At 46.3% G+C, this 3,180-nt stretch carries 4 protein-coding genes; 2 read left to right on the forward strand and 2 right to left on the reverse strand.

Translation table 11 applies throughout. The features are described 5' to 3' along the window. Positions 1 to 147 precede the first annotated feature (147 nt). A complete protein-coding gene (locus tag RIM23_RS14980) occupies positions 148 to 360 on the reverse strand; it encodes a helix-turn-helix domain-containing protein (RefSeq protein ID WP_446336892.1) in 213 nt (70 codons plus the stop codon). A 128-nt stretch (positions 361 to 488) separates the two neighbouring features. On the opposite strand from RIM23_RS14980, the gene RIM23_RS14985 reads away from it, so the two are divergent. After that, positions 489 to 959 (forward strand): hypothetical protein, encoded by a 471-nt coding sequence (locus RIM23_RS14985; RefSeq protein ID WP_446368022.1) that lies wholly within the window; start codon positions 489 to 491, stop codon positions 957 to 959. A gap of 223 nt (positions 960 to 1,182) precedes the next feature. Further along, entirely contained in the window at positions 1,183 to 1,941 is a 759-nt protein-coding gene (locus RIM23_RS14990) for a phosphoadenylyl-sulfate reductase (protein WP_446368023.1), read from the forward strand. Positions 1,942 to 2,250: 309 nt separating this feature from the next. Here RIM23_RS14990 and RIM23_RS14995 read toward each other — a convergent pair whose 3' ends face one another. Then, a complete protein-coding gene (locus tag RIM23_RS14995) occupies positions 2,251 to 2,979 on the reverse strand; it encodes a PEP-CTERM sorting domain-containing protein (RefSeq protein ID WP_446368024.1) in 729 nt (242 codons plus the stop codon). Positions 2,980 to 3,180: the final 201 nt, after the last annotated feature.

Genomic DNA, 3,180 nt, shown 5'->3' on the forward strand with positions numbered 1-3,180 from the left:
GTGTCATGGTGCGCTTGTCATAACGCAACCCCGATGTCGGCTTCTTTCGAGGGAGGTGCTTGAATTTAGTTGCCTTAATTGCTTCCATTGCGTTATCCCGAATTGTTTGTAGGAGTGCCGATGGTACATTGGGATATTGCAGATATACTACTCCTCTAAAATCTCAACCAAATCCTCTACCATCACATCAAAGGTTCGAGCCAACTTGTGAATAGCCGTATAGTCTATCATTGCCAGTCCTGGTGAGCGGGCATAGTGTCTGACTGTGCTGTAGACTAACCCAGAGCGATCAGAGACTTCTTTTATAGTCCATCCTTTTTCTTGTGCAAACTCTCGAATTCGCAACCTGACTAAGCCCATACACTCTTGACAAAAGATAACATTCTATCGTTTAATTGGAGAGTCTTCAGGTAAAAGCGATCGCTCTCCGAGTCTGACAAACGCAAGAGCGATCGCCTCAATGTCCCATTAAATGGGAAGTACTTACTATGTTATCAACACATACCATAAAAACGCCCATCTTTGGAGCGTCAAAACTAAATTACAAATCCTCCACCCATCACCCCCTGGCACGATTCGTCACCGTCGAGACAGTCGCCTTGCTGTTTAACCTCTCTCCCGACGAGATTTATCGTATCGAATGCTGGCAGCATATCGTTTATGTTCACGGCAAAGGTTTGAGCCGATTCGTCAGCTACGCCGACTTCCCGCCAATCCTGGAAGCTGAACCTCCCACTCCTCAAGACATGGTTCGCTGGCGCAAGCGCTGGAAATCTCCAATTGCCCCAGAGTTTTGGACAATATTCTATAGATATCAGTTCAACCGAGCCACGAGTGAATCGCAATTGCTAGCTTGGGGACAATTCGTTGCCCTTGTCAAAGGGTTGCTATCAACAGCCGCCCTACAACACCTGCGCCAAGCCTATCAGCTAGAACAATATTGGTGGCGTCACTTTTGAGAAAACACTGAATCTGATCGCTCTCCCTCAAAGATACAAAACTTAATTTTATAGTCAGTGAATTGTATCTAATTACATTGCCGTAGACAATTAGGCGTGGTAAAGTTCAATGTGGTGTAAAAGTACAGTAAACCCACCAATTTACCGTAGATTAACTCGGTACAATTAAATCACGGAACTGGAAAAAAGACAAGACTGGCAGGAAGACTGGGAGTTTAGGGAAATGGTAAGTGCGATCGCACAGAAAACTCAACTGGATATAGAGGGAGTCAATCGACAACTCGTTGATGCCGATGCCACCTCAATGGTTAAATGGGCAGCCGAAACCTTTGGCGATGGTTTGGTGATGAGTACTAGCTTCGGCATCCAGTCAGCGCTGATGCTGCACTTAGTCACTCGCATCGTGCCTGACATTCCCGTGATTTGGGTTGATACAGGATATCTCCCCCCCAAAACTTATAGATTTGCTCAACAGCTAACTGAACAATTAAATCTCAACCTACAGGTATATCAATCGCCCATTAGTCCAGCCCGTATGGAAGCCCTCTATGGCAGACTCTGGACAAAAGATGATCCCGAAGCGCTGAATCAGTATGACTATATACGTAAAGTCGAACCCATGCAGCGAGCATTACAAGAGTTAAACGCAACAGCATGGCTAGCCGGATTGCGGGCTCAACAGACACATCACCGTCAGACATTGCGTCCAATAAATATCCAGTCTGGGATGTACAAAGTATTACCCATTCTTCACTGGAGTAGCCAAGATGTCCATGAGTACATCACGGAACATAATCTTCCCTATCACCCCTTGCGGGAACTTGGCTATGCGACTGTAGGGGATTGGCACTCTAGCCGCCCAGTCACTGCGGAAGATCAGCACGAACGCGATACCCGCTTCCGGGGAATTAAGCAAGAATGTGGTTTACATCTACCACAGACTCAAGGTGAAGCCGAGAGTCTCGATTCCAGTTCACTGTAAGTTGAGCTTGCTGATAGCCTCGTTCCCAGGCTCAGCCTGGGAATGCTACGGCGGAGGCTCTGCCTCCCGTAGTCGCGTCAGCCGCCAAGAGGACATTTCCAGGATGGATGCTGGAAACAAGAATTGGGAAGATGTGCTGATCCACTAACCTTGAATAAGGGCGGGTTTTGTTGTTCAGTTATTTCCGCAATAGCTGAGTGTAGTTCCTAAACCCGCCCCTACAATTGACAAACGTTCTGCTGAAACATCTCTACTTTTTCCCACCACTAATTGTTGTTACACCAAACGGCGCTCTAGGGATTAGTTTGGTTAGATTTTGTTTGATTTTGTAGCCTTGCGGGAAGCCGTACCGATACCTGCAAGTGCGATTAAGCCGATGATAGAGGTAGGTTCAGGGACAGACTGAGAAGGATTGATTTGATCTCCTGTGACCAAAATGTTATCAAATGACAGCAGCTCTGTTGATGCAGTCGTGTTAAGCTGAACTTTCACCTGTAATGTACTGCCATTACCGACCAATTCATTCACGGTTTGATTCGTGAAAGCTCCAGACTGGGTAATTAACTCAGCCGCTATAAACTCGACATCATCCAATAAATATGAAACGATAAAGTAATCTTTTTCACCAATAGGGCTGTTTTCCTCGTGTTCAAAACTGGTATTACTAGCGAAAGCATCCAATGATAAAGCCAGGTTAGTAAATCCAGAAATATCGAGTTCTGGACTGAGCCACGCGGGAAATAAGGGATCAGGATTGCCCCCAGAGGTACAGTTTACATTAGGACAACCTGCATTTGTATCACGAGCAGTGAAGGCTTCAGCCTCTACTCGGAAGTAATCAATTGAGTCAAACAGAGCCGCATCGTTTAACTCAATTGACCAATCCACGCCCACTACGTCTGTAGCCGCTCCGCCTGTTGCGCCTTTACCGTTTTGACCTGAAAAATCTTCTGCATACAAGGTAACGGCTGGTGCATTCTCAGGAACAACTATTACGCCGAAGACCAAACTTAAACTTGCCAATAACGTTTTGTTCATAATACTCATAAAAATCCTTCGTTGTGGGAAACCCTGTGTCTTTAGACCAGGGAGGAACAAGCGGTAGCGGTTTAAGAAGCATACCCCTTTCGGGGTGGAGGGGTATGGTTGCCCCTCCGGTTTTCACCCATTTCTGGGGTAAAGTTAGCCTCGCCAAGGTTATCGGTCGGTAACTGTCCAAAAAGCACTGTTTCAGTGACC

The sequence above is a fragment of the Coleofasciculus sp. G3-WIS-01 genome (assembly GCF_040223135.1).
GTDB lineage: Bacteria > Cyanobacteriota > Cyanobacteriia > Cyanobacteriales > Coleofasciculaceae > Coleofasciculus.